Origin of the sequence: Streptomyces griseus, assembly GCF_001715295.1 — a bacterium.
GTDB classification, from domain to species: domain Bacteria; phylum Actinomycetota; class Actinomycetes; order Streptomycetales; family Streptomycetaceae; genus Streptomyces; species Streptomyces griseus_G.
This window is the reverse complement of the sequence record NZ_MDKB01000002.1, coordinates 326,168-350,043: the sequence shown is the minus strand read 5'-3', so window position 1 is coordinate 350,043 and position 23,876 is coordinate 326,168. Positions and strand designations below refer to the sequence as shown.

Genomic DNA, 23,876 nt, shown 5'->3' with positions numbered 1-23,876 from the left:
GCCCGTCCGCACCGGGTGGTGTGCCCCGCCGGGCACGCCGCCCGTTAATCTGACCTCCGTCAACGACGCTTAACGAAGGGGCGGGACAGTGGCGGACATCGAGTCGGCACGTAAGGCATTCGAGCACTTCGACCAGAACGGCGACGGCCGGATAACGGCCGCCGAGTACAAGAGCGCGATGGCGCGGCTGGGCGACCCGTTCGTCACCGAGACGGTGGCGCAGGCCATCATCAACGCCCACGACGGCAACGGTGACGGCGAGCTCACGTTCGACGAGTTCTGGGCCGCCCAGAACAAGGCCTGAAACGCACCGGCCCGGCGCGGGCCGGGCCGGCGTTCCCGGTGTGCTCGATATCTACGGGGCGCGGGGGGCTGCGCGGGGTGCCCGAAGCCCGTCGCCGGGTGCCCGGGGCGCGCGCCGCCTCCGCCGTCAGGCGGCGAAGTACCCGGAGAGCGTGTCCCGCCGGTCGACCTCCACCAGGTCGGGGCGTGTGTAGCGCTCCGCCCGCGCGTGGTAGTCGAAGTCCCCGCGTACGAGGCCACGGTAGTCCTGGACGCAGCGCTCCAGCGCCGCCCGTACCGGCCCCTCGATCCCGGCGGCCGCCATCTCCTCGACCAGTTCCCGCTCCGCGCGCTGGATCCGCTCGGCGATGCGCGCCAGTTGAACCCCGGCCTCGTCCACCGCCGCCTGGAGCGTGCAGTTGCGGTCCCGCTGGATGAGCCGGACCGCATTGTGCTCGTAACCCAGCACCGCCTCCTTCTCGAACGAGCAGATGTCGTTGCAGAGGCCCGAGTGGTCGGTCACCGCATGGCGCAGGGCGATATAGGCGGGCAGGCTGCGGGCGGATTCCGGAAGGTCCGTCCCGGCGGTGATCTCATGGAGATCCAGGAAGGGCTGCATGGCCACGGAGTCCCGGCGGTGCCTCACGAAGTCGGCCCGGGTCGGCACCTGTCCGGCGGCCCGCTCCACGGCCTCCGCGTAGTACGTCCACAGCCAGGAGACGGTGTCCCGGCGGAACTGCCGGTTCCAGGCGGCCGACCGGTCCCCGCAGGTCCGTTCCCGCAGGCCTTCGAGGGCGTTCTCCATGGGGCCGTGCGGCTCGGCCCCGTCCAGGACGCCGACCAGGCGGGTGATCGCCGCCTCACACATGCGCGGATCACGTCCCGCCGGTCCGTCGTCGAACTCGTCGTCGACGAGGAAGGCCCAGAAGAGCCACTGGCAGAAGAGATCGAGATGCTGCTGGGAAGCCCCGGGGAATATCAGGGAGATCCAGAGCTCCGGCCGGGTGCGGAGCATCTTCTTGCGGGCGGACGGGGCGAGCGAGAGCCCGTTGGCCTCGGCCCACTTCCAGGCGGCCTTCTTCGTTTCCTCCATGCCCGGATTGCACCCCGCACTCCGGAACGGCATGTGAAACGCAGGCAGAACGATCTGGCTCATGGGTGCCCCTCGTCGAATGGGTGCGGATGAAGGATGAGAACGGGAGACGCAACGGCGGCGACGCACCGGCACCGGTCCGTGGCGGGCGGGCGGCGGGGCTCGTCGGGCCCGGCCGAAGGGTCGCCGTACGAGGTGGGGCGGTCGTCGCCGTCCTCCTTCCTCCGCCGGGGCCTGGGCCCGGGAACCGGATCCGCGAGCCGGTGGGGGAGGTCGCGTGACCATGCGTCACACCTAGTGAACCCTGTGTACGTGATCAATGGAAGCCGTTGGTGACCGAAACTGCTTGATCCTGATGGACGCATGTTCATGCATGCACGTGTGGGGCCCCTGGAGAACCAGGGGCCCCACACGCGTACAACGGACGATCCGGCCTGGTAGGACGTCACCTCCGGGCACGTCGGAAAGCCGTACCGCCAGGGCGGATCAGCCCGCGCTCCCGCCGGAGGGATAGGCGGCCGCGAAACAGGCCGAGAAGAGTGCCTGGACCTCTGCTCCGTCCAGCCCCTCCTCGCGCGCCTGGTGCATCCATTCGTTCAGCGCGGTACGCAGCGGCCAGTCGGGGCCCGATCCGGGATCGGCGAGGGAGCGGGTGATGAAAGTCCCCGCCCCCTGGCGTACCTCGGCGAGTCCCGCCCGCTCCAGCTCGCGGTAGGCCTTGAGCGTCGTGTTGGGGTTGACCTTCGTGGTGGCGGCCACCTGCGCTGCCGTGGGCAGCCGGTCACCTTCCTCCAACGCTCCCATCCGCAGCGCCTGTTCGACCTGGCGGACGATCTGGAGGTACGTCGCCACCCCGCTGCGCCGGTCGATGCGGAACACGACCACGGACATCACCTTCCGCTCGAATACCGATACTTTACGTAGATGAAGGATGCGGGTCCTACACGGGGCGCCGGGAGGCCCACCACAGGACGAACCCGGTGAGGAGCGCGGTGCCGGCGATCAGGATCCCGGCGCCGGCCCACTGCATGCCCGCCATCTGGCTGTGGGCGTAGTACTCGACGACGTTGTCGACGATCCCCTTCTCCTCGATGCACGCGTCGGTCGCCTTCTCGGTCGCTTCGGCACAGACACCCCAGCCGTACAGCGTCCCGTCCGCGCTCCCGACCCACCGGTCGAGCTCGTAGGCGTCCTGGAAGCGTGCCGGGAGGTCGCCGTCCAGCGGGTAGGTCACGAAGCGTGGCGTACCCAGCTTCCGGCGGATCAGCTCGCCCCAGACGACCTGGGCGCCCACGGAGAAGACGAAGGTGGCCACCATCGCGGCCAGGACGCGGCGCAGCAGGAGGCCGATGGTGACACCCGCGGCGGTGAGGAAGAGGGCGAGGGCGGGAAGCATCGGGCCGGTGCTGTCGAAGATCTCGCCCTCCAGCCAGTTGCCGGCGAGCACCGAGCGGTGCGGCTGCCAGAACCACGTGAAAAGCGCGGAGAGGACGGCGCATCCGGCCAGGACGGTCAGGAAGCACCAGCCGAGCTTCGCGGTCAGCCAACGGCGGCGCGTCACCGACTGGGTGGTGACCAGCTGGGCCGTTCCCTGCTCCTGGTCGGCCGCGATGAGCGGGGCGCCGAGGAACACGGCGAGGACCACCGGCAGCGAGCCCAGCAGCATCGTCAGGTACTCGTACTGCCGGCCGACGACCGGGATCGGCGCCTCCTTCGCGGGCCAGCCCGCCGCGTCGAGCAGCTGGGTCAGCTCGTTGCGCTGGTACACGATCCAGAGGGAGGTGAACACCACGAGGGCGAGCACGGCGAGCGTGGTGATCCGGTGCTGACGCAGGACCAGCCAGGTCAGTCCCCCGAGGAACCGCGGCCGGGTGGCGCGCCCCTCACGGGTGTCGGTCAGGGTGGGGATGGTGCTCATGCGGCCTGGGTCCCTTCGGCCTCGACACGGGCGCCCGGTGTGTAGAGGGCGGGAGCATCAGGGGAGCGGAGATAGGCCAGCAGGACTTCCTCCAGGCTGGGTTCGGAGACCTGCCAGTCGGCTGACAGCGGGCCGCCGGGCCGCACCATCGCCTGGAACTGCCGGCCCTGCACGCGGTTCTCGATCACCGTGTGGCCGTCGAGGGCGGAGGGCAGCGACCCGTCCCGGGTCACCCCGGTCACCAGGGTGTGGGCCGGGACGAGCGCGTCGGCGTCACCGGCCATGCGGACCCTGCCCTGGGAGACGACCAGCAGGTAGTCGCACATGTCCTCCAGTTCGGCGAGCATGTGGGACGACATCATCACCGTGGTCCCGCGCTCGACCGCTTCCGCCATCAGCAGGGTGCCCATCTCGTCGCGGGCCAGTGGGTCGAGGTCCGACATCGGCTCGTCGAGCAGCAGCAGGTCCGGCCGCTTGCCGAAGGCCAGGGCGAACGCGACCCGGGTGCGCTGGCCGCCGGAGAGGGTGCCGATACGGGCGTGCGCCGGGATGTCGCCCGAGCGGACGATCCGCTCGGCCGCCGCCGCGTCCCAGCCGGGGTTGAGTTCCCGGCCCAACCGCAGGGTCTCCGCCACGGTGAACCGCTTGAACAGCGGCTTGTCCTGGCCGAGGAAGGCGAACCTGGGCATCACCGCCGAGTCGCCGACGGGCACGCCGAAGACGCGCAGTTCCCCTTCGGTCGGCTCCACCTGCCGGGTGGCCAGGCCCAGCAAGGTGCTCTTCCCGGCTCCGTTGGGGCCCACCAGGCCGCAGATCCGGCCGGCCGGCAGCCGGAAGGAGCAGTCGCGCAGTGCCCAGCCGCGTCGGTAGCGCTTGCCCAGACCGCGGGCCTCCAGTGCCCATGTGCCGGAGACCCTCTCCGGGGTGCTCGTTTCTGCCACGCGCCTCGCCTCGATTCAATGAGTCAATTAGTGGAATCATGGTCATCGCGGGGTGTGGCTGTCAACCGGCGGTGCGGCGGGAGCGCGGTGCGGGGGTGATGGGGGCTCAGCGGCGACGGGTCGGCACGGCAGGCGCCGCGTCGGCCGGGTGCGGTCGATCACCGTGTGTGTCCGCCTGGACGGCCCCGCCCGGCGACCTGCCGCTCGTCGAAGGCACCGTGATCCTTCCGCGGGCCGGCCATCCGGCCGGCGGCGCGATCCCGGGGACGGTACGGCTCAGGTGGTCAGGCGCCGACGCGCCGAGACGCGCATCGGCCTGCTCGGGCAGGCGTTCCTGCGGCGGTACGGCATCGAGCACGCCTTCCGGCCGGCCGAGCGGACCCAGGGCCGGACCTGCCCGGCGATCCGCGGCCCCGAGGCCGCCGGCCGGTGGAGGCTGATCCTCGTCGTCCTCGGCCGGCACCGGCTCACCCGCCCCACCGCCGCTGATCCGCGCCGGCCCTGGGAGAAACCCGGCCCGCCCCCGCAGAACCATGACGGCCCGTGTCCGCCGCGATGTGCGGCACGTCCGCCCGAAGGCCGCCCGCCCCACCGGAGCTCCGAGATCCTTCCGCCCCGATTCCGGCGGGCCGGTCGGCCGCGGGAACGGCGCCCCACCACCTCACGCCCCGACGTGCACACACCCGGCGAACGGACCCCGCACAGCGGCGAACGCGGAAGCCAAGGACCTCGCGTCCATGGTGCGCAGGCCGAAGACGACGTCAGGGAGCGGTCCGTACCGCGAACTCGTTCCCGTCGGGGTCGAGCATCCGAACCAGGGCGGCGTCGACCACACCCGGGTCCGTCCGTGCCGCGCCGAGCGAGACCAGACGGCCGACCTCCGCTTCCAGGTCCGCGCCCACGGGCAGCGCCAGCTCGAAGTACAGCCGGTTCGTGCCCTCCTTCGGCGCCACCGGAGGGCCTCCCCAAGTGATCTTCGTGCCGCCGTTCGGCGACTGGATCGCGGTCTCCTCGTCCTGGTCCCAGACCAGCGGCCAGCCCAGTGCCTCGCTCCAGAAGTAGCCGACCTCTTGTGTACCGTCGCAGGCCACCGCTCCGATGAGGCCGGTGTCGGCGAGGAACGTGTTGCCCGCCTCGATGACGCAGAACTCGTTGCCGTCCGGATCGGCGAGCACCACGTGTCCCTCTTCGGGGCGCTGACCCACGTCGATGTGCGTTCCCCCGAGTTCGAGGGCCCTGGCCACCGTCCGCCGCTGGTTCTCGGGGGACGTGCTCGTCAGGTCGAAGTGCGCCCGGTTCTGAGCGGTCTTCGGCTCCCGGCCCGGCAGGAACCGGATACGGAAGCCGGTGCCCTCCGGCGGCAGGATCGTCACACCGTCGTCCGGTCCGGTGACCGGCCCCCAGCCCAGGACCCCGGACCAGAAGCGGGCCAGATCCGACGGCGCCGTCGCGTTGAAGCAGACCGCGAAAAGTTGACTGGTCATACCCGGTGCATCTCCGATCCGCTGAAGGCCGACACGGCACCTCGGCCCTTCGCGGATACAGTCTAGAGTCGCCGAACGGCGCGTGCAGCGAGGCGCGGGCGGTTCCCGGCCGCGTCGGCGACGCAACGTCACCGGCCTGCGAGCCGGCCGGATCAGCGGGCCTGCCACCGGGGCGGCCGCTTCTCCACGAAGGAGCGGGGCCCTTCCTTCGCGTCCTCGCTGTGCATACGCCGTTCCTCCCACACGTAGCGCGTGGCGAACGCCTGCGCCAGCGGGAGGTCCGCGGAGGTCAGTGCGGCCTCCTTGACCGCACGGACCGCCAGGGGAGCGCAGCGCAGGATGTCGTCGACCCACGCATCGACGCAGGGGTCCAACTCCTCCGCCGGAACGACCGAGTTGACGAGACCCAGTTCGTACGCCCGAGCGGCACTCAGCCTGCGGCCCGTCATGAGGTGGCCGAGCGCGACGCGGAACGGCGCCTGCCGGGTGAGCCGGAAGACCCCGCCCGCGCCGGCTATCAGGCCGAGCCGGGCTTCCGGCAGCCCGAACTCGGCATGCTCGGCCGCCACGATGACGTCGCACGCCAGCGCCAGTTCGAATCCGCCGCCGAGCGCGTATCCGTTGACCCGCGCCACCACCGGCTTGGCCAGGTGGAACCGTTCGGTCAGCCGGGGCCAGCCCGGCTTTCCGCGGCTTCCCCACGTCGATGGCGTCGCCTGCCCCGCTCCGGTGCGCCGCTCCAGCTCCTTCAGGTCCTGCCCGACCGAGAAGGAACGGTCACCGGCACCGGACAGCACCGCCACCCACAGCTCGTCGTCCTGTTCGAAATCGTCCCAGATATCGGCAAGCCGCTCATGGGTCGCCAGGTCCATCGCGTTGAGCACGGCCGGGCGGTTGAGTGTGACGCGGGCCACATGGCCGTCTTTCTCGTACAGGACGTCCGCGGTCATGTTCTCCTCGCCGGGAAGGAAGGGGTGCGTACGGGTGTCACGCGCTGAGCGCCCCGTCGTCGCCGAGGTCGCGCATCTCCTCGACCTGCCGCACCAGATCCTCGGCCAGCCACCGCCACATTCCGGCGTATCCACGGGCCAGCTGGGCGACCGATTCCTTGCAGTGCGCGGGTACCGTCTCGGTTATCTTCTGCCGGTCCAGGGTGATCAGTGTGCACACGTCGAGCAGGCGCAGAAGGGACCGACCGGACGTGTTGTGCCGCAGGGAGGGATCGCGGGCCAGCATGCCGGTGATCTTCCTGACGTCCTCCAGCGCGGTACGCAGCGACGCCTCGTCCACCTGAGGGCGCGCGCCCGGCACGGGATGTCCGGCGGACCGGGCGCCCGGCTGCCGCGTCAGGTGGGATGCGTCGGCGGACCGGGCCGTGCGCCCCCGTACGCCGCTCGGTACCGGACTCTCGCCGCGCTGGATCCGGTCCCGTACGTCGGCCACCGTCGCCGGAGCGAGTCCGACCTCGGCCGCAATCTGCCGCAGGGAGGAGCCGGGATTGCTCCGGAGCAGCTCGCCGGCCCGTTCCCGACGACGTGCGGAATCGATGGGGCGGACCCGGCCGTCACGCCCCACCCGGGAATCGGACTCCGGCAGGACCAAGTCCTTCCGCAGGCGGGCGATCTTCTTCGGGGAGAGGCCGGCGACCGCGGCGACCGCGCGGTTGGACCACCGCGGATGTGCGGCGAAGATGCGCACGGCCGCGGCCGACCGGTCGGCCACGGACAAGGGCCGCCCGTGGCTGACGTTGGCCGCCACGGCGAGGAGCCGGGCGTCGGCCTGGTCGCCGTCGAAGAACCGCACCGCGATGCGGTCCGTGCCCAGGAGTTCGGCCACCCGTAGACGGTGGGCGCCGTCGATGACCGTCATGCTCGCGCGGTGCACGAGGATGGGAGGGAGGTCGTCGGCGTTCTCGGCGAGGATCTGGATGTGATCGGCGTCCTCGCCGTCGACCCGCGGGGAGAATCCCGTCCGTAGGTGGACGACGGGGACCTGCTCGATGGGCAGTGTCCCGGTGAGGGACTGCAGCTTGATCAGATAATCGGAGTCCGCTCGCTCCGTGACCATTTCCATTTCGTGAATCCCCTCAGATCCGAAAGTGGCCGGTTTCACTGCCATCCGTGGTCGTTCACGCCCTCCGAAGACGTTTCGGTGCCCTCGGTCTGCGCATGGACTTCCACGCCGTGGGATCCGGGGTTCTGGATCTGAACCGAAACCCCGACGCCCGCCGCAATGAAACTGGCCACAATTGCACTACGAAGGACATTGCGCAGAATCGGGTGGGTCATCGGATACTCCATCTCCTGGACCGGATCTCGTTGATGAAGAAGAGACTGCCGTCGGTTAGCGGAGAGGGAAAGCGGGTGGCTGGGAGGTAAACTGGCCATGGCCTATTCCGTCCACGGGCCCCGGGGCCCGTAAAAGGATCTTGCCGATGTGCCCGGGGCCGGCATGGCCGAGGCGATGAACCGGCCGTACGTGCCGTGGGACGACTCGACCCTGGACCGTGGACGCCGACCCGTGGGCGCGGATGGAACCACTGCGCCCACCCTGGCCGGAACGGTCGCCGGGGGCCCGAACCGGCAGGTGGCCGGCTGTGCCCGCAGGGCCTTCCGCACGTGGCGCATCAGGGCATCGCCCTGGGTACCGCCCCCGGTGAGGGGGTCCGGCTCCTGGCGGACGTGCCGGTGGCGTCCGGGACAGCCCTTGGGGCCGGCGTCTTCCGGGCGACGGCACCGCGCGCTGCCCGCTGAGCCGAACGCGGCCGAAGGGCTCGACCGGTCCCACGGGAGGGCGGGCGGGCCCCCGCGTCCGCGCGGAGGAGGGGGTGGTGCGCCCGGTCCGTCGCCGGTCGGCCTGCGGAAGCCGGGCAGCCGGCACCGTCCGAGCCGCGACGGCAAGGGCGCCCCGCTGCACGTCGTCACGACGTCCGCTCACGTCGACGACGCCACCCGGACCTGGACGTCGTCGACGGTACCCCCGCCCGTCGCCGGGCGCCCCGCCCGCCCGCGCCGACGTCCCGCCCCGGTCCTGGGCGGCGAGGCGTACGACCCGCGGGCCGTCCGGCGCGCACAGCGCGGACGTCGGACCGTGCCGGTGATCTCCCGCAAGGGGCCCCGAACATCAAGGTGTGAGGCGCACTCCGCCACGTCGTCGAGCAGACCTCGGCCCTGCTCCACCGGCTCGAAGCCCCGCCGTCGGACGGCAGCGCCGCCTCGAACTCCACGACGACTTCCCCTCGTCGCCCGCAGGTCGGGGTGCGGGAGGCCACTCGAGAAGGCCGGATCCCACGACCGTGTCACGCGCTCGTGCCGTCACCGTGCCCCCGGCGGACAGCCCGCCCGCCTCAACCGCCCGCCGGCCGAGGCCTAAGCGGTGACGAGCTCTCAGGACGGACCCGGTTCGAGATCCGGTCTGAACAACGGGCTCTCGGCCCGCACCGGCTCCCAGTCCCGCAGCTCCACGAGCCCGGAGCTGGAGTGGTGCCACAGCGCGTGGGCCGCGGCCTCGGCCTCCAGGAGCGACTCGGTCCGTACGTAGAAGGCGACGACCGGATGCGGGAGTGCGTGCGGGTGTACGCTCACGTGCTCGAATCCGTGCAGGCCCGCGCAGAGCAGGCCGATCGACTTCGCGGTGGAGTCGGGTAATTCCGCCTCCGACCGGCGCGGCCGGAGGGTCACATGGACGAGAAACATGGGTGGTCCTGTCCTTCGAATTCTCGGTTCCGATGGTTCGGGTATGGGCCCGTCGGGTGGCGGTGGCTCCGGTCGACAGCGGTGAGCCTGGCAGTACACAAGGTGGGTCATCTGAATTCATATGAATCAAACTCTGACCAAAACGGGCACCTTCTTGCCTCGTTCGGACGCGATCGGTAGATTAGAATGGGCCAGTTTGTATCGGGGTGGGGGCGAAATGGTTGATGGGGAAGTGGTGCATGGCCTTATGGACTCGCTCGGCCTGGAGCCGATTGCGGAGTCCGTCTACGGCGCTCTGCTGGAGGGGGTGGAGGGTGTCGCCGATATCTGCTGCCGGCTGAGCCTGCCGGAGCACGCCGTCCGAGGCGCACTCGACCGGTTGAGCGCACTGGCCCTCGTGCGCGCGTCGGCCGAATCCCCTCACCGCGTGTACGCGGTCAGCCCGCAGCGGGGCATGGACGTCCTGATCGCTCGGCAGCGTTCCGAACTCGCCGCTCACCAGCAGAGACTGGAGGCGGCCCAAGCGGCCGCGGCCAGATTCATCCTGGCCTACGAGGAGCGCAGACTGCCCGGATCCTTCGAGGCGGAGGTCGAGTACCTGTCCGGGCTGGACGCCATACGCGACCACTTGGCGGTCATGAACGGTGAGGTTGCCGAAGAGCTTCTCACTTTCGCACCGGGTGGCCCGCAAGAGCCCGCGAACATGGAGGCGTCCCGGCCTCTCAATCAGCAATTGCTGCAGCGTGGCGTGCAGATGCGGACCGTCTATCTGGACAGTATTCGCAGCGACCGGCCGACGACGGACCATGCGCACTGGCTGATCGAGCAAGGGTGCAAAGTCCGTACCGTCCCGTCGCTACCTAACCGGATGATCATCTACGATCGCAAGTCCGTGATGATCGCCGTCAATGCCGATGACACCGCGTCCGGCGCCGTTCGCGTGAGTGCACCGGGCATGGTGGCCGCACTGCATTCACTCTTCGAGAGGGTGTGGCAGTCCGCGGAGTCGCTCGAGACACCCGTGCCCCCGGCTCCGGGAGAGCTGACCGGCCAACAGGCCGAAGCCCTGCGGCTGTTGGCCCTCGGCCACACCGATGAGGCTATCGCCAAGCGCCTCGGTGTGTCACCGCGCACCGCACGTCGGATCACGTCGGGCCTGATGACCCAACTCGGCGCGCGCAGCCGTTTCCAGGCGGGAGTGCTCGCCATCCAGCTGGGGTTCCTCCCGCTGAGCGCCGACTGACCCGCGCACCGGTCGCGGCGGGGCCGCCCCGGCGAGGGGCCCCGTGTCCGCGCGGGCTGTCCAAGTGATTCCCGACGTCACTTGAGCGATTCGCGCAAGGAGAGCCGGGCACGCAATTTCTCGCCGGGCCGTGCGCGAAAGCCGGCAGGACCGCAGCGCGTTGACGCTCCTCTTCGTTTCTGGTCTGGTGGCCCACGACACCAGCGGATCTCCGATTCACGCTCTTTCGAATTCCGCGGAGATTCTTTCCAGCCGGGCCACCCTCTGCTCCTGTGTTTGCAGGGCATTGCCCCGACCCTGATGTGGAGTGGTACCAGATGCGTGACGCGCCATCCCTTCATGGGCGGTTCCAGGAACAGGCCGCGCGTACTCCGGATGCGATCGCGGTGCGCTCCGGGGGGCGTGAGCTGACCTACCGGGAGCTGGACCGGCGGTCCGGCGCGCTGGCGCACCTCCTGCTGGGTCTCGGAGTGGTCCGGGAGACGCCGGTCGCGGTGCTGACCGATCGCAGCGTGGACCTCACGGTGGCCCTTCTGGGGGTCCTCAGGGCCGGCGGTTACTACGTGCCCCTGCACAGCGGGTATCCGGTGGAGCGGATGGAGCGGATCCTTCGCGCGACCGGGGCCCGCGTCCTGCTGGCCGACGCGGTGACCACCGCTCAGGGACTTCCCGGGGGCGACATCACCGTGGTCCCGGTCGACGGACCGGACGTCCCCGGAGCCGCCTCCGCGTCGACGGCGGTGTGCTCGCCGGACCAACTGGCGTACGTCATGTTCACTTCCGGCTCCACCGGCGCACCCAAGGGCGTCGCCGTCAGTCACCGCAATGTGATCGACCTGGTGGACGACTCCCTGTTCGGTACCGGCCACCACGAGCGCGTCCTGATGATCGCCCCGTACGCGTTCGACGCCTCCCTGCACGGCCTGTGGATGCCCCTGCTGCGCGGTGCCACGTCCGTCGTCGCGGCCGACGACGACGTGTCCGCGCCCCGGCTCCGCGCGCTCTTCGGCGCGGAGAGGATCACCAGCCTGGAGATGACCGCCGGTCTGCTGCGGACCGTCGCCGAGTCCGCTCCCGAGACCTTCCGCGGGCTGCGCGAGGTGTCCACGGGGGGCGACGTGATCTCCCCGGTCGCGGTGCGGCGGATCCTGGAAGCCTGCCCCGGGACGGTGGTCCGCGCCACGTACGGCCCCACCGAGACCACCCTGTACGCCACCCAGCACGCCTACACGGATCCCTCCCGGATCTCCGGTGAGATCGCCATGGGCCGCCCCCTGGACGGCATGCGCGCACACGTCCTGGACGAACGGCTGACCCCGGCCGAGGGCGGCGCCCCCGGCGAGCTGTGCATCGCCGGGGCGGGACTGGCCCGCGGCTACCTGGGCCGCCCCGGACTCACCGCCGAGCGCTTCGTACCCGACCCCGACGGGCCGGCCGGCAGCCGCATGTACCGCACCGGTGACATCGTGCGCCGGGGCGCGGACGGTGTCCTCCACTTCCTCGGCCGTGCCGACGGCCAGGTCAAGATCCGCGGCTTCCGGGTCGAGCCGGGCGAGGTGGAAACCGCCCTGTCGACGTTCCCGGGCCTCGACCAGGTCGTGGTCACGGCCCGCGAGGCCGACGGCGGCAAGCGCCTGGTGGCGTACTGCGTGGGTGCCGGTGCCGTCCGCACCGACGCGCTGCGCGACCACGCGGCGGCCGCCCTGCCCGACTACATGGTCCCGGCCGCGTTCGTGGCGCTGGACGCCCTTCCTCTCACGCCGCACGGAAAGATCGACCACCGGGCCCTGCCCGCACCGCAGTTCACCGCGAGCGCCGCCTACCGCGCGCCGCGCTCCGAGGACGAGGGCAGGCTCTGCGCTCTCTTCGCGGAGGTCCTCGGCGCCGAACGCGTAGGCGTGGACGACGACTTCTTCGACCTCGGCGGCCACTCCCTCCTCGCCACCCGGCTGATCGGTGAGCTGCGGGCCGCCTTCGGCGCGGAGGTGTCCGTCCGGCAGATCTTCGGCGCTCCTACGGTCACCGCGCTGCTCCCGCTCCTTCGGGGACCGGCTTCCGGTCCCGGCCGCCCACGGCTCGCCCGGAGCCCGCGGCCGGCCCGCGTCCCGCTCTCCGCCGCCCAGCACCGGATGTGGTTCCTGGAACAGTGGGACGGACCTTCGGCGCTGTACCACCTGCCCGTCGTCCTGCATCTGGAGGGTGACGTGGACCGGGACGCGCTGCGCGAAGCGGTCCGGGACGTGATCGTCCGGCACGAGAGCCTGCGCACCGTGGTGGGTGAGGAGGCCGGCGAGCCCCACCAGGTGGTCATCGAGCCGGAGGATGTGCGTCCCGCGCTGCCCGTCAGACACGTCCGTGCCACGGAACTCGACGTCGCCGTGCGCGAGTCCGGCCGCCGGCCCTTCGACCTGCGGGCCGACCTGCCCCTGCGGGCGGAGCTGTTCGTCCTGGACGAGCAGCGGCACACCCTCGTGCTGACGCTGCATCACATCGCCTCGGACGGCTGGTCCAAGGCTCCGCTCAGCCGTGATCTCGCCCTCGCCTACACGGCGAGGCGCGCCGGCGAGGCCCCGCGCTGGGCCGGCCTGCCGGTGCAGTACGCCGACTACACGCTGTGGCGGACCTCCCTCCTCGGAGACCCGCGGAACGAGGACAGCCTCGCCGCGCGTCAACTCGCGTACTGGAAGGACGCGCTGGCCGGGCTGCCCGACGAGCTGGCGCTGCCTCTCGACCGGCCGCGCCCGGCGGACGGCGAGCACCGGGGCGCCGCGCTCCCGATCCGCCTCGATGCCGGTCTGCAGCGGGCCGTGGCCGAGCTGGCGCGCCGGAACGGCGTCACGCCGTTCATGGTCCTCCAGGCAGGGCTGGCCGTGCTGCTGCACGAACTCGGAGCCGGGGCGGACATCCCCGTGGGGACCGTGACGGCGGGGCGCGGCGAGGCGGCACTCGACGACCTGGTCGGCTTCTTCGCCAACACGGTCGTCCTGCGGACCGACCTGTCGGGCGCCCCCTCCTTCACCGAACTGCTCGCCCGGGTCCGGGACGTCACCCTGGACGCGTACGCCCACCAGGAGGTGCCCTTCGAGCAGGTCGTGGGAGCGGTCAACCCGCCCCGGTCCCTGTCCCGGCACCCGTTGTTCCAGGTCATGTTCGTCCTGCAGAACGTCACGGGCTACGAGTTCGCCGTGCCCGGCCTCGACGTCTCGGTCGTCGAGGAGGCCACGTCGACCGCGAAGTTCGATCTGCTCCTCAGCCTCACGGAGCAGTACGACGACCGGCACCGCCCGCTCGGCGTCACCGGCTATCTCGAGTACGACACCGCGCTCTTCGACGCGTCGACGGCGGAACGCGTCCGCGACCGGTTCGCCGCACTGCTCGCGACGGTCGTGGCCGACCCCGGACACCGCAGCATGGGCGCGGGCGTCACCGCACCGGCCTGACCGGCGCCGCCCACGTGTGTGCGCCGCCCCGCACCGCGGCCGCCCACGGGAAGAAACTCATCAGAACTCAGGGGAGCCCATGCCTGGAATCGCTGTGTCCACCGAGACCCGCCCACGGGACTGGCTGGAGAAGGCAGAGCTGCACGGCAGTGTCTCCGAGCCGGTGCTCGACACCATGAACTTCCTCAACGAGATCACCCATCGGTACCCGGACGCGATCTCGTTCGCTCCCGGGCGCCCCTGTGACGCCTCCTTCGACCCCGAACAGGTGATCGGCCACGTCCGCCGGTATCTGGACCACCTGGCGGAGCGGGGCGGTTCGCCGGACGACGTGCGCACCGCGCTGTACCAGTACGGGCCGACGGCGGGGCTGATCCGCGACATCATCGCCGACTCGCTGCGCGTGGACGAGAACATGGACGTGCCGGCCGAGTCGATTCTGGTGACCGTGGGCGCCCAGGAGGCCATGCTCCTGGTCCTGCGCGCGCTCGTCGCGGACCCCGACGACGTCCTGCTGGTCTCCAGTCCCTGCTACGTCGGGATCACCGGCGCGGCCCGCCTCCTCGACGTACGCGTCCGCCCGGTGGAGGAGCGCGAGGACGGGTTCAGCGCCGCCGATCTGGAGGCCGCGGTGCGTGAGGAGCTGGCAGGCGGCCGCCGCCCGCGCGTGTTCTACGTCGTGCCCGACCACTCCAATCCCTCCGGCGCCACCATGGGAGCACGGGCCCGGGAGGACCTGCTGAGGCTGGCCGAGCGCTACGACTTCCTGATCCTGGAGGACAGCCCGTACCGGCTGGTGAGTCCGGGAACACCGCTGCCCACCCTGAAGTCCCTGGACCGGACGCGCAGGGTCGTGCACGTGGGCTCGTACTCCAAGACGCTCTTTCCCGGTGCCCGGGTCGGATTCGTCGTCGCCGACCAGCGCGTCCGGGACGCCGACGGCGGGGAGCGGCTGCTGGCCGCCGAGCTCACCAAGATCAAGAGCATGGTCACGGTCAACACCTCCCCGCTGGGCCAGGCGGCGGTGGCCGGAGCCCTGCTCGGCGCTCAGGGCCGGCTGTCGCAGCTCAACGCAGGGGCCGCCGCCCGCTACGGCGGGTCGATGCGGGAGATGCTGCGGCAGCTCGACGCCCGGCTTCCCGAGGCGCGACGCACAGCCCTCGGCGTGAGCTGGAACGAGCCGAGCGGGGGCTTCTTCCTCACCCTGCGGGTCCCCTTCACGGTGGACAACGAGCAACTCGCCTCCTGCGCACAGGACTTCGGAGTCCTCTGGACGCCCATGACGCACTTTCACCCCGGCGGCGGAGGCGATCACGCCATCCGGCTGTCGACCAGCTCTCTGACGCCGGCCGAGATCCATGAGGGCACCGCGCGGCTCGTGCGCTTCGTCGAGGCACGGTGTGCGGCGCTCTGACCGGCCAGGACAGCGCAGTACCCCAGTGAGAGAGGACATGCACGTGACCGACCCGAACCGGTGCCGTCGACCGCGGCGCAGAGCGCGTATGTGGGGGTGGACGTTCCGATGACCCTGGCAGCCGCGCTGCGGCCCCGCGCCCTGGGCGTGGGGACGGCGGTGCCTTCCGCGTCGTACACCCAGCAGGAGGTGCTCGACACCTTCGCGATCACCGACCCCAAGATCCGTTCGGTATTCCTCAACAGTGCCATCGACCGCCGCCATCTGACGCTCCCGCCGCCCGACGGCGCCGGCGGCCGGGTCCACGAGGCCCAGGGCGACCTCCTCGACAAGCACCGTGCCCAGGCCGTCGCGATGGGGGCCGAGGCGCTGCTCGCCTGCCTCAAGCGGGCCGGGGCCGAGCTCTCCGACCTGCGTCATCTGTGCTGTGTGACGTCCACTGGACTGCTCACCCCGGGACTGAGCGCCCTGCTCATCAAGGAGCTGGGGATCGACCGGCACTGCAGTCGCTCCGACATCGTGGGCATGGGCTGCAACGCAGGCCTCAACGCCCTGGGCGTCGTCTCCGGCTGGGCCGCCGCCCACCCCGGGGAGCTGGCCGTCGTGCTCTGCGCGGAAGCGTGCTCCGCCGCCTACGCCATGGACTCCACCATGCGTACCGCGGTGGTCAACAGCCTGTTCGGCGACGGGGCCGCCGCGCTCGCGATCCGATCCGGCCACGCCCCGGACGAGACGGCTGTCGTCGAAGGACCGCAGATCCTGAAGTTCGCCAGTTGCCTGATCCCGGACGCCGTCGACGCCATGCGCTACGACTGGGACCGGGATCTGGGCCGGTTCAGCTTCTACCTGGACCCGCACGTTCCGTACGTGGTCGGCGCCCATGCCGAACTGGCCGTGAACCGGCTCCTCGACGGGACGGGCCTACGGCGCAGCGACATCGCCCACTGGCTGGTGCACTCCGGCGGCAAGAAGGTCGTCGACGCCGTCGCGGTCAACCTGAGGCTGACGAGGCACGACGTACGGCACACCGTCGGTGTCCTGCGCGACTACGGAAACGTGTCGAGCGGATCCTTCCTGTTCTCGTACGAACGGCTCCTGGACGAAGGAGTCGCCCAGCACGGCGAGTACGGCGTGCTGATGACGATGGGTCCTGGTTCGACGATCGAAACGGCGCTGGTCCAGTGGTGAATGCGGAGGACGTTGTGGAAGAAGCACTGACTCTGGTGATCGACGGCACCGTACCGCCGTCGGCGGTGACGGCCGCGACCGTGCAGGCGTTCTGCGACACGGCGGAGGACCGGTCCGGCTCCGGTGCCGTGGTGGTACGGGTCGGCGGGGCCCCGGCCGAGGGGTGGACCAGCGGCCTCGACGTGACCGCGGTCAGCAAGTGGGAACGCGCGCTGCGCCGGTTGGAGCGGCTCGCGCGGGCCACGGTGGTCGTGGCGTCCGGCGACTGCGGCGGCGCGGCCCTCGACGTCTTCCTGGCCTGCGACATCCGGACGGTCACGCCCGACACCCGGCTGCTGGTGGCCAGGGACGCCGCCGCGACCTGGCCGGGCATGGCCGGTTACCGGCTCGTCCAGCTGGGCGGGGCCGCCCGGGTCCGCCGCGCGCTGCTGTTCGGGGAGCCCATCGACGCCGCCACGGCGCTGCGGATCGGCCTGGCCGACGAACTGACCGAGGACCCCGAGGGCGCGCTGGCGGCCGCAGTGGCGCTGGTGGGCGCGCTGGTGGGCGACGAGATAGCCATTCGGCGGCAGTTGCACTTCGACGCCGCGACGACGAGCTTCGACGAGGCACTCGGCTCGCACCTCGCGGCATGCGACCGAGTGCTGCGCGAACCCGTGGAGGTGGCGTCGTGACCGTGCCCCTCTGGTCCGCGGTGCGGGCGACGGCCGCACATGTCGACAAGCTGGTGGCCGCGCTGCCCGAACCCGGCGCACGGCTGCCCGGCGAACGCGCGGAGATCGCCGAGGCGAAGGACGCCGCCCGCACGATGCGGATGCGCTTCCTGGAGGCGCAGGCCGACGCCGTCTACGACCGTCTGACGGACGGCCGCACCAAGGGACTGCGGATCGCGGAACTCGTCGAGGCCGCTGCCACCGAGTTCCCCGGGCTGGTGCCGACGGCCGGGCAGCTCGCCGCCGACCGCGGCCGCCGGCAGGCGGACAAGGAAGGGTACGAGATCGACCAGGGCATCTTTCTTCGCGCCGTCCTGGCCTCGCCCAGGGCCGGCGCGCACCTGCTCGACACCATGCTCCGCCCCACCGCTCGCGCGCTGCGGCTGCTGCCCGAATTCCTGCGGACGGGTGTTCTGGAGACCGCGTCGGTCCGGGTCGAGCGGCGGGACGGCGCCGCATACCTCACGATGTGCCGCGACGACTGCCTGAACGCCGAGGACAACCAGCAGGTCGACGACATGGAGACCGCCGTCGACCTCGTCCTTCTCGATCCACAGGTGAACGTGGGGGTGCTGCGCGGCGGCACGATGACCCACCCGCGCCACCGCGGCCGACGGGTGTTCAGCGCGGGCATCAACCTCAAGAGCCTGCACGCCGGGGACATCTCCCTGGTGGACTTCCTGCTGCGGCGTGAGATCGGGTACATCCACAAGCTCGTCCGGGGGATACGGACCGACGACGCGCCCTGGCACTCGCCCACGGTGGAGAAGCCGTGGGTCGCGGCCGTCGAGACCTTCGCCATCGGGGGCGGGACACAGCTGCTCTTCGCCTTCGACCACGTCCTGTGCGCGTCGGACGCCTACCTCAGCCTGCCCGCCGCCCAGGAGGGCATCGTGCCGGGAGCCGGCAACTTCCGTTTCGGCAGGGCCACCGGCCCCCGGATCGCGCGGCAGGTCATCCTCCAGGGCCGGCGGATCCGGGCCACGGAGCCCGACGCCCGGCTGCTGATCGACGAGGTGGTGGAACCGGAGGAGATGGACGAGGCCGTGGCCCGCGCGGTCGGCCGGCTGCGCGGCCCGGCGGTGGTGCCCAACCGCAGGATGCTGAACCTCGCCGAGGAGCCCCTGGACGAGTTCCGCCGCTACATGAGCGAGTTCGCACTCCAGCAGGCCCTGCGCCTGTACGGCGAGGACGTCATCAGCAAGGTGGGCCGGTTCGTGGAGGAGGCGCGGCCGACGTGTCCTGTGCCGTCCTGACCCGCGCCGCGCGTCACGCCCGCGCTCGACGCACGGGCCCCCGGCCCGGACCCACCGGCGGGAAGGAGGTGCCGGGATGGCCGGGATGACGCTTCGACCCGGACCCGGAGCCGGGGAGCGGGGTGCCACCGTCTGGCTGACCGGTCTACCGAGCGCGGGCAAGTCGACCATCGCGGCCGCGGCGGCCGAGCGGATGCGGGCGGCCGGCCGCCGGGTGGAAGTGCTGGACGGGGACGAGATGCGCACATTCCTCTCCGCCGGGCTCGGCTTCTCCCGCGCGGACCGGCACACCAACGTGACCCGTATCGGCTTCGTCGCCGAACTGCTCGCCTCCCACGGCGTGCTCGTCCTCGCACCGGTCATCGCGCCGCACGCCGAGAGCCGCGCCGCGGTGCGCCGGCACCACGAATCGTCCGGCACGCCGTACCTGGAGGTGCACGTGGCCACACCGGTGGAGGTGTGCGCCGGCCGCGACGTGAAGGGCCTGTACGCCCGGCAGGCCGCCGGTGGACTGACCGGGCTCAGCGGGGTGGACGACCCCTACGACGTGCCGGCCGACCCGGATGCGCGCATCGCGGCCCACCGGGAGGGCGTGGACGAGTCGGTGGGAGCACTACTGGACCTGTTGAAGAGAAGGGGCATCGCATGACGTCATCGATCGCACCGGCCGAGGCCGGGAAGGCGGGCGCGAAGGCCGCCCTCACCCACCTCGACGCCCTCGAGTCCGAGGCGGTGCACATCCTCCGCGAAGTGGCGGGGGAGTTCGAGAAGCCGGTGATCCTGTTCTCCGGCGGCAAGGACTCGATCGTGATGCTGCACCTGGCCATGAAGGCGTTCACCCCCGCGCCGGTGCCGTTTCCCCTGCTGCACGTCGACACCGGGCACAACTTCCCCGAGGTGATCGAGCACCGCGACCGGACCGTGGCGAGGCACGGGCTGCGCCTGCACGTCGCGTCGGTGCAGGAGTTCATCGACCGGGGACTGCTGCGCGAGCGTCCGGACGGGACGCGCAATCCGCTGCAGACGGTGCCGCTCGTCCACGCCATCCGCGCGCACCGGTTCGACGCGGTCTTCGGCGGTGGACGCCGGGACGAGGAGAAGGCCCGCGCCAAGGAGCGCGTCTTCTCCCTCCGTGACGAGTTCTCGCAGTGGGACCCGCGCCGCCAGCGCCCCGAGCTGTGGCAGCTCTACAACGGCCGCCACGCCCCCGGCGAACACGTCCGCGTCTTCCCGCTGTCCAACTGGACCGAGCTGGACGTGTGGCAGTACATCGCCCGCGAGCACATCGAGCTTCCGGAGATCTACTTCGCCCACCGGCGCGAGGTGTTCGGACGCAACGGCATGTGGCTGACCGCGGGCGAGTGGGGCGGGCCGAAGGCCGGGGAAACCGTCGAGAAGCGCCAGGTGCGCTACCGCACCGTCGGCGACATCTCCTGCACGGGCGCCGTCGACTCCGACGCCACGACCGTCGACGAGGTCATCGCGGAGATCGCCGCGTCCCGGCTCACCGAGCGGGGCGCCAGCCGTGCCGACGACAAGATGTCCGAGGCCGCCATGGAAGACCGCAAGCGCGAAGGGTACTTCTAGCCATGACCATCACTGTCGAACGGAGCGGGGCCCCCACCGGGACCACGCTGCTGCGCCTGGCGACCGCCGGGTCGGTGGACGACGGCAAGTCGACGCTCGTCGGCCGCCTGCTGCACGACTCCAGGTCTGTCCTCTCCGACCAGCTGGAGTCCGTCTCCCGCTCCGGTACCCCGGACCTCGCGCTGCTCACCGACGGTCTGCGCGCCGAGCGCGAGCAGGGCATCACCATCGACGTCGCGTACCGCTACTTCGCGACCCCGCGGCGCCGGTTCATCCTCGCGGACACCCCGGGGCACGTGCAGTACACGCGGAACATGGTCACCGGCGCCTCCACCGCCGAGCTGACGATCGTTCTCGTCGACGCGCGCCACGGCATCGTCGAGCAGACCCGGCGGCACGCGGCCATCGCCGCACTGCTGCGGGTCCCGCACCTCGTCCTCGCCGTCAACAAGATGGACCTCGTCGGCTACGCGGAGGAGACCTTCGCCGCCGTCGCCGACGAGTTCACCGCCTACGCCACCCGGCTGGGCGTGTCCGCGGTCACCGCCATCCCCGTCTCGGCGCTGCACGGCGACAACGTCGTGGACGCGGGCGCGCACATGGACTGGTACGGGGGCCCCACCGTGCTGGAGCACCTGGAGACGGTCCCGGCCGGTCACGAGCCGGGGGCGGGTATCGCGCGCTTCCCGGTCCAGTACGTCATCCGCCCGCAGACCTCCGACCACCCCGACTACCGCGGGTACGCCGGCCAGATAGCGGCCGGCTCCTTCCACGTCGGCCAGGAGGTCACCGTCCTGCCGTCGGGCCGCACGACGACCGTCGCCGGTATCGACGTGCTCGGCGAGAGCGTGGAGAGGGCCCGGGCCCCGCAGTCGGTGTCGCTGCGGCTGGCCGACCAGGTGGACGTCTCCCGCGGAGACCTGATCGCCCCTACGGCGTCCGCGCCCCGCGTCACCCAGGACATCAGGGCGACCGTCTGCCAGGTCGCCGACCGGCCGCTGGTGCCGGGCGCACGCGTCCTGCTCAAGCACGGCACTCGTACGGTCACGTCGATGGTCGGGGACATCGCGTCCCGGCTCACGCCGGACAGCCTGGCCCTGCACCCCGCGCCCGGCTCCCTCGTCACCAACGACATCGGGCACGTGGTGATCCGCACGGCCGAGGCACTGCCCATCGACGACTACGCCGACTGCCGCCGCACCGGATCGTTCCTGCTGATCGATCCCGACGACGGCACCACACTCGCCGCCGGCATGGCCGGCCGTGCCTTCGCCGAACGGGCCGGAGGACCCCGCCCGCCCCACGACGACCGGGAAGGGGCCCGCTGAACCGGGCGGAAGCCGGATGCGGACAGAGGTGGGGGGCCGGCCGCGTACGCGGCCGGCCCCCCACCTCTGTCCGCATCGCGGGTCAGACGGGAGAGACCTCCACGGGCAGCGAGCGCATGCCGTTGACCGCCCAGGTCGAGTGCCACACGGGCGGGCCCGCGAGCGACAGCGACATCCCGGAGCGGGTCAGTTCCGTGAGCAGCGCCCGCATCAGCACGCGTACGAGGGCGGCGCCCAGGCAGAAGTGCATGCCGCCGCCGAGGGACAGGTGCGGGTTGGGGCTGCGGGCCGGCAGCAGCTCTCCCGGACGGTCGAAGACGGTGGCGTCCCGGTTGGCGGAGGCGATCCACACCGCCACCGCGTCTCCGGCCCGGATCGTGGTTCCCGCCAGTTCGGTGTCGTGGACCGCGGTGCGCATCACGTGCGTGGCCGGCGAGGTCCAGCGCAGCAGTTCGTCCACCACGGCGCCGGTGTCCACCCGTCCCTCGCGCAGTTCCGCCCACGCCGCCGGGTGCTCGATCAGGGCCAACAGACCGCCGTTCACCGCGTGCTGCACGGTCTGGCTCGCGGCCACCACGATGTTGTCGCAGGTCAGGACGATCTCCTCGTCCGACAGGGGAAGGCCGTCCGCCCGCGCCGCGAGCAGGGTGCCGATCAGGTCGCGGCCCGCCGCGCCCCGCGTCGTGCCGAGCGCCCCCAGGAAGTAGGTCATCACATCGTGGTGACCGAAGGAATCGTGCTCCGGATCGTCCACGGAGCGGCGCGTGGCATCGAGGATCAGGGGGATGTCCTCGACCGGTATGCCGAGGATCTCTGCCTGGACCGCGATCGGGAACCTCGCGGCCACCTCGGTGGCGAAGTCGCCACCGCCCCGCGCGCGCAGGTCCGCCAGGAGCGAGCGGGCCACCTCGTGCGCCAGCGCGCCCAGCCCCTCCACGGCACGGGGTGTGAACATCCGGGCGACGGCCCGGCGCATATCCGTGTGGCGCGGTGGATCGGTGAGGACCGGCATCTTGCCGGCGCCGGGGTAGGGGGCGGCGTTGTCGTCCGCGCGCAGCAGCGCCCCGCGGGTGGAGGTGAACGTCTTCCAGTCGTGCAGCACCTGCTTGCCCACCGTGTGGCCGACCACGGCCCAGTGCTCCGCGCCGGTCCGCGCCACCTGGTGGTGTACGGGACCGGCCTCACGCATCGCCCGCCAGACCTCGTGCGGATTTCCCTCCGAGTACAGCGCTGGATCCAACAGATCGACCGTCAACGACACGGACAAGGCAGCCCCCTGCTTTCGATGGTCCGGAAGAGATCTCGTGGTGGTGCGCGGTTCCGCACACGCGGTGTCAGACCTGCCGGACGAGCCCGGTTTCACGGTCCAGGGCGGCGGTGAAGTCGCCGAAGCGGGAGTGGTCGAACAGCACCTTCACCGAGACCGAGGTTCCTCGACGGCCGTTGATGGTCGCGATGATGCGCAGTGCGGCGAACGAGGTGCCCCCCGCATCGAAGAACTCGGTGTCGTCGTCGACGACGGTGCCGAGCACTTCCTCCCAGACCGTCCGCACCGCGGACCGCAGGTCGTCACCGGTCATGTGTACTGCCTCCTCGTCACTGTGGCCAGGAACGACGCGGTGCCGACCCTCGCCTCTTCGTGGGCCGTCAGTCCGGCCCGGTCACTGTCGATACGCAAGGTGGTCAGCTGCCCCGGGGGGAGCCAGCCACGGTGGTCGGGGTGCTCGCGGGAGAGCACCTGGAGCATGGGCCCGACCGGCCCGTCGGGCAGTGCGCCCCGTGCCGCGAGCAGGTAGGAGAGGTACGAGAGGTGCTGCCGGACGAAGTGCGCCGCCGGGCCGGCGGTCACCTCCCCGCTCAGCCCCTGGGCCCGCAGCGCCGCGTCCACGCGCCGCGTCAGGTCGGCGCCCACGGCGTCGAGGAACTTCACCGGTTCCGACGGGAGTTCACCGAACGGCAGTGGTTCTTCGCCGTCTCCCGGCACCTGGGCGACCGCGTCGGCGTAGGCGTGCGCGATGTCGTCGTCGGTGGTGGGCATCGGGTCGAAGAGGACCAGGGGGTTCGGCCGTACGGACCGGTGGGCGAGGTGCACCGCGATCGCCGAGGCGGCGCAGTACGCCAGGATCGGCTCGGGACCGACGTCGAGCCGGGCCGCGTACGCGGGGCCGGTGCCCTCGACCGGCAGGGGGTCGTCGAGCAGACCGACCATGCCGTCGAGACCCAGCGCGGTGACCGGCGCCTCCGGCCGGCGCCCCGGATAGTCCAGGATCCTCAGCAACGTCGTGCTCCTTCCC

At 71.4% G+C, this 23,876-nt stretch carries 22 protein-coding genes; 10 read left to right on the top strand and 12 right to left on the bottom strand.

Features of this window, described 5'->3' with window-relative positions:
- The first annotated feature begins 88 nt into the window (after nucleotides 1-88).
- The gene (locus BA175_RS08070; RefSeq protein WP_069170609.1) at nucleotides 89-304 is read left to right on the top strand and encodes an EF-hand domain-containing protein; all 216 of its coding nucleotides are present in this window, start codon (nucleotides 89-91) and stop codon (nucleotides 302-304) included.
- A gap of 126 nt (nucleotides 305-430) precedes the next feature.
- On the opposite strand, the gene BA175_RS08065 is transcribed toward BA175_RS08070, so the two are convergent.
- The 9 genes from BA175_RS08065 to BA175_RS08030 form a co-directional block, all read right to left on the bottom strand.
- Complete coding sequence (locus BA175_RS08065) at nucleotides 431-1,375, bottom strand: terpene synthase family protein (RefSeq protein ID WP_438947321.1); 945 nt, start codon at nucleotides 1,373-1,375, stop codon at nucleotides 431-433.
- 486 nt (nucleotides 1,376-1,861) lie between these two features.
- Nucleotides 1,862-2,266, bottom strand: a complete 405-nt coding sequence (locus tag BA175_RS08060) for a GntR family transcriptional regulator (protein ID WP_069170607.1) — start codon at nucleotides 2,264-2,266, stop codon at nucleotides 1,862-1,864.
- Nucleotides 2,267-2,315: 49 nt separating this feature from the next.
- The gene (locus BA175_RS08055) at nucleotides 2,316-3,293 is read right to left on the bottom strand and encodes an ABC transporter permease (RefSeq protein ID WP_069170606.1); all 978 of its coding nucleotides are present in this window, start codon (nucleotides 3,291-3,293) and stop codon (nucleotides 2,316-2,318) included.
- A complete protein-coding gene (locus BA175_RS08050; protein ID WP_069170605.1) occupies nucleotides 3,290-4,234 on the bottom strand; it encodes an ABC transporter ATP-binding protein in 945 nt (314 codons plus the stop codon). Before BA175_RS08050 ends, BA175_RS08055 begins: the two co-directional genes overlap by 4 nt.
- A 761-nt stretch (nucleotides 4,235-4,995) precedes the next feature.
- Nucleotides 4,996-5,718, bottom strand: a complete 723-nt coding sequence (locus BA175_RS08045) for a VOC family protein (protein ID WP_069170604.1) — start codon at nucleotides 5,716-5,718, stop codon at nucleotides 4,996-4,998.
- Between the two features lie 152 nt (nucleotides 5,719-5,870).
- Nucleotides 5,871-6,668: an enoyl-CoA-hydratase DpgD gene (gene dpgD, locus BA175_RS08040; protein ID WP_069170603.1), complete on the bottom strand. Its 798-nt coding sequence runs from the start codon at nucleotides 6,666-6,668 to the stop codon at nucleotides 5,871-5,873.
- 37 nt (nucleotides 6,669-6,705) lie between these two features.
- On the bottom strand, nucleotides 6,706-7,785 hold the full coding sequence (locus BA175_RS08035) for a ParB/RepB/Spo0J family partition protein (protein ID WP_175420780.1): 1,080 nt from the start codon (nucleotides 7,783-7,785) through the stop codon (nucleotides 6,706-6,708).
- 41 nt (nucleotides 7,786-7,826) lie between these two features.
- Nucleotides 7,827-8,006, bottom strand: coding sequence for a hypothetical protein (locus tag BA175_RS30860; protein WP_139131379.1), 180 nt, complete (start codon nucleotides 8,004-8,006; stop codon nucleotides 7,827-7,829).
- 1,098 nt (nucleotides 8,007-9,104) lie between these two features.
- A complete protein-coding gene (locus BA175_RS08030; RefSeq protein WP_069170602.1) occupies nucleotides 9,105-9,413 on the bottom strand; it encodes a hypothetical protein in 309 nt (102 codons plus the stop codon).
- Between the two features lie 217 nt (nucleotides 9,414-9,630).
- Here BA175_RS08030 and BA175_RS08025 point away from each other — a divergent pair, with 217 nt between their 5' ends.
- The 9 genes from BA175_RS08025 to BA175_RS07985 all read left to right on the top strand — a co-directional run bounded on the left by BA175_RS08025 (nucleotide 9,631) and on the right by BA175_RS07985 (nucleotide 21,582).
- Nucleotides 9,631-10,656 (top strand): helix-turn-helix domain-containing protein, encoded by a 1,026-nt coding sequence (locus BA175_RS08025; protein WP_069170601.1) that lies wholly within the window; start codon nucleotides 9,631-9,633, stop codon nucleotides 10,654-10,656.
- Between the two features lie 317 nt (nucleotides 10,657-10,973).
- Entirely contained in the window at nucleotides 10,974-14,096 is a 3,123-nt protein-coding gene (locus BA175_RS08020) for a non-ribosomal peptide synthetase (RefSeq protein WP_079159450.1), read from the top strand.
- A gap of 79 nt (nucleotides 14,097-14,175) precedes the next feature.
- Nucleotides 14,176-15,510, top strand: coding sequence for a PLP-dependent aminotransferase family protein (locus BA175_RS08015; protein WP_069170599.1), 1,335 nt, complete (start codon nucleotides 14,176-14,178; stop codon nucleotides 15,508-15,510).
- Nucleotides 15,511-15,618: 108 nt separating this feature from the next.
- On the top strand, nucleotides 15,619-16,698 hold the full coding sequence (gene dpgA / locus BA175_RS08010; RefSeq protein WP_069170598.1) for a 3,5-dihydroxyphenylacetyl-CoA synthase DpgA: 1,080 nt from the start codon (nucleotides 15,619-15,621) through the stop codon (nucleotides 16,696-16,698).
- A gap of 14 nt (nucleotides 16,699-16,712) precedes the next feature.
- Nucleotides 16,713-17,372, top strand: a complete 660-nt coding sequence (gene dpgB / locus BA175_RS08005; protein ID WP_079159449.1) for an enoyl-CoA-hydratase DpgB — start codon at nucleotides 16,713-16,715, stop codon at nucleotides 17,370-17,372.
- Nucleotides 17,330-18,667 carry a (3,5-dihydroxyphenyl)acetyl-CoA 1,2-dioxygenase DpgC gene (gene dpgC / locus BA175_RS08000; RefSeq protein WP_069170596.1) on the top strand — a complete coding sequence of 446 codons (1,338 nt, stop codon included), beginning with the start codon at nucleotides 17,330-17,332 and terminating at the stop codon, nucleotides 18,665-18,667. The genes dpgB and dpgC overlap by 43 nt, the downstream gene beginning before the upstream one ends.
- An 85-nt stretch (nucleotides 18,668-18,752) precedes the next feature.
- Complete coding sequence (gene cysC / locus BA175_RS07995) at nucleotides 18,753-19,316, top strand: adenylyl-sulfate kinase (protein WP_069172002.1); 564 nt, start codon at nucleotides 18,753-18,755, stop codon at nucleotides 19,314-19,316.
- Nucleotides 19,313-20,254, top strand: a complete 942-nt coding sequence (gene cysD / locus BA175_RS07990; RefSeq protein WP_069170595.1) for a sulfate adenylyltransferase subunit CysD — start codon at nucleotides 19,313-19,315, stop codon at nucleotides 20,252-20,254. Before cysC ends, cysD begins: the two co-directional genes overlap by 4 nt.
- Before the next feature lie 2 nt (nucleotides 20,255-20,256).
- A complete protein-coding gene (locus BA175_RS07985; protein WP_069170594.1) occupies nucleotides 20,257-21,582 on the top strand; it encodes a sulfate adenylyltransferase subunit 1 in 1,326 nt (441 codons plus the stop codon).
- Between the two features lie 82 nt (nucleotides 21,583-21,664).
- Here BA175_RS07985 and BA175_RS07980 read toward each other — a convergent pair whose 3' ends face one another.
- The 3 genes from BA175_RS07980 to BA175_RS07970 form a co-directional block, all read right to left on the bottom strand.
- Nucleotides 21,665-22,822 (bottom strand): cytochrome P450, encoded by a 1,158-nt coding sequence (locus BA175_RS07980; RefSeq protein WP_139131378.1) that lies wholly within the window; start codon nucleotides 22,820-22,822, stop codon nucleotides 21,665-21,667.
- Nucleotides 22,823-22,916: 94 nt separating this feature from the next.
- Nucleotides 22,917-23,162 carry a phosphopantetheine-binding protein gene (locus tag BA175_RS07975; protein WP_069170592.1) on the bottom strand — a complete coding sequence of 82 codons (246 nt, stop codon included), beginning with the start codon at nucleotides 23,160-23,162 and terminating at the stop codon, nucleotides 22,917-22,919.
- Entirely contained in the window at nucleotides 23,159-23,860 is a 702-nt protein-coding gene (locus BA175_RS07970; protein ID WP_069170591.1) for a hypothetical protein, read from the bottom strand. Before BA175_RS07970 ends, BA175_RS07975 begins: the two co-directional genes overlap by 4 nt.
- Nucleotides 23,861-23,876 lie beyond the last annotated feature (16 nt).